The 2,447-nt window shown below is 58.5% G+C and carries 2 protein-coding genes; both read left to right on the forward strand.

The genetic code is table 11. The annotated features are described in order from the left end of the window. Nucleotides 1-491 precede the first annotated feature (491 nt). The gene (locus VLM75_10675) at nucleotides 492-2,033 is read left to right on the forward strand and encodes an AMP-binding protein (GenBank protein HSV97382.1); all 1,542 of its coding nucleotides are present in this window, start codon (nucleotides 492-494) and stop codon (nucleotides 2,031-2,033) included. Nucleotides 2,034-2,092: 59 nt separating this feature from the next. Beyond that, nucleotides 2,093-2,447: SDR family NAD(P)-dependent oxidoreductase (locus VLM75_10680; GenBank protein HSV97383.1), on the forward strand; the 355-nt coding region annotated here is incomplete at its 3' end.

Raw genomic sequence — 2,447 nt, forward strand, 5'->3', positions numbered from 1 at the left:
CCATAAGATGGGAAGGGAGATCCCGAAACCTCGCGGAAAACTGATCTACGCCTGATCTTTTTCCCCTCTACTTCGTTGGTGGGCACCGTGGAATCGTGGAGCAACAAGGTGTTCATCAACGGGCGCATCATCGACGTGGAAAAGAGTATCGCCGAGTTCGCGCAAAATTTTAAGGCCCCTGTCAAGGGGCTTTTTTGCGGGGAGAGTACGTTTTCCCCTTGAAGTCACTTCCGATATCATGCCTTATGTCGGGAGGAACTGTGCTTCGAGGGGAGGGTACTTTCCTGGATATTAAATTGTATTGACTATTAATTTCACCCCCGCCACGATTATTCCATTATTCCGCTTCCCCTTGCCATGGCAGGAACGCCGGCGGCCGCATCATGGAAACCGCCCGACAATACGCACCGCATTTCGATACGGCCCGCGTTCCGGTTTTTCATGTATTTCTTTCAAATAAAAAATACCTATTAATCCTCCAGGAGGTCATCATGTCTTCACGAGCAACAGGCACATTTACCATGGGCAACTATTTCAAGGTGGCCGGCACTCGGCACGGCGACAAGGAGGCCGTCTACTGCGCCACGACGGACCGGAGGTTCACCTTCCGCCAGGTCAACGAGCGTATGAACGGCCTGGGCAACGGGCTGCTTTCGCTGGGCGTAAAAAAGGGCGAAGTGACCGCGTTCCTTTCCATGAACAGGGCCGAGATATTCGAGACCTACGGCGCCCTGGCCAAGATCGGGTCCCTCGGCATTCCACTCAACTACAGGCTCGCGCCCGCCGAGATCATCGAGCTGATCAATTTCTGCGATGCGCGGAATATCATTTTTGATCCCGCCTTCGCCGATACCGTGAATTCCATGCGCGAAAAAACGCCGGGGCTGAAGCGGTTCGTCTGCATGGGCGACACCGTTCCCGCTTTCGCACTTTCCTATGACAAGCTCGTCGCGGAATCGTCCAGGTGCGAGCCCGACGTGGACGTATGCGAGGAGGACCAGCAGTATCTTAACCTCACCTCGGGCACCACGGGGCTGCCCAAGGCATATCTCCTCACGCACTACAACAACGCCGGCGCCGGTCCCCTCATGGCGCTCGCGCACGACGTATCGCCGAGCGACGTGGTTCTCACGGTGTTTCCTATTTTCGGGCGCGTAGGGTTCGCCTGGTGCTCTATGGCGTTTTTCTGCGGCGCGCGTAACGTCATTCACCAGTTCGACCTGGCGAAGATGCTCGAGCTCATAGGCCGCGAAAAGGTCACCATCTCCAACTGGGTGCCCACCATCGCGAGCTTCGTGCTTTCCCTGCCCGATCTTTCGCCCTACGATTTCAGCTCCCTTCGCGCCCTGGTATTCGCCGCGTCGCCGTTTCCGCCCGCCCTGCAGGAACAGGTGAAGAGCAGGCTCTGCCCCAACATCTACGAATACTACGGCCTCCAGGAGAGCGGTGCGCTGGTGAGCATGGGACCGAAGGACAAGGAACGGAAGCCCACCTCGGTGGGAACGCTGCATCCCGGCGCCGACGTGCGCATCGTCGATGCCGCCGGAAAGGACGTCCCGGTCGGCGAGGTGGGAGAAGTAATCGGGCGCGGCGTGGCGGTGACCACCGGCTATTACAAGAACCCGGAGAAGACCTCGGAGATGTTCAGGGACGGCTGGTTTTACACCGGCGACCTGGGCCGCTTTGACGAGGACGGCTTCCTGTACCTTTCGGGCAGGAAAAAAGACATGATCATTTCCGGAGGGCAGAACATCTTTGCCGTTGAGGTGGAAGACACCCTTACCGGCCACGAGGCGGTCATGCAGTGCGCGGTGTTCGGCCTCCCGGACCAGATCTGGGGCGAGATGGTGTCCGCCGCGGTGGTGAAGATGCCGGGGAAGGAGGTGACCGCCGAGGAACTCATCGCATACGGTCGTGAGCGGATCGCCCATTTCAAGGTCCCGAAGAAGATATTCTTCGTCGACAGCCTGCCCATGACGCCCACGGGCAAGGTGAAAAAATTTATGCTTGTGGAACAGTACTCGAAAGGATAGGGTCAGGAATCATACCGTCGCCGGCAATGACGCCAGCGGCGAATGAATCGCGAGGATCCATGGAAAAAAGAGATACGGCGCTCATCGCCGGCGCGTCCAGCGGCATTGGCAGGGCCTATGCCGCTGAATTCGCCCGCCGTGGCTATGACCTTATCATCACAGGGAGGGGGAAAGACCTTCTAAGGAACATTGCGGCGGAACTGGCGGCGAGGCACAGCGTGAAGGTGAACGCGGTAATCGCGGAGCTCTCGAACGACCGGGACCTGGAGGCGCTCAGCCGGAAGGCCGGGAAGACAAAGAGCCTCACGGTGCTCGTCAACAACGCGGGATTCGGCGCCATGCGGGATTTTCTCGGGGAGGGATACGCCGCACAGGAGGCCCTGCTCAAGATCCATTCGCTTGCCCCGGTAAAGC

This window comes from Spirochaetota bacterium, from assembly GCA_035477215.1.
Classification (GTDB): Bacteria; Spirochaetota; UBA4802; order UBA4802; family UBA5368; genus MVZN01.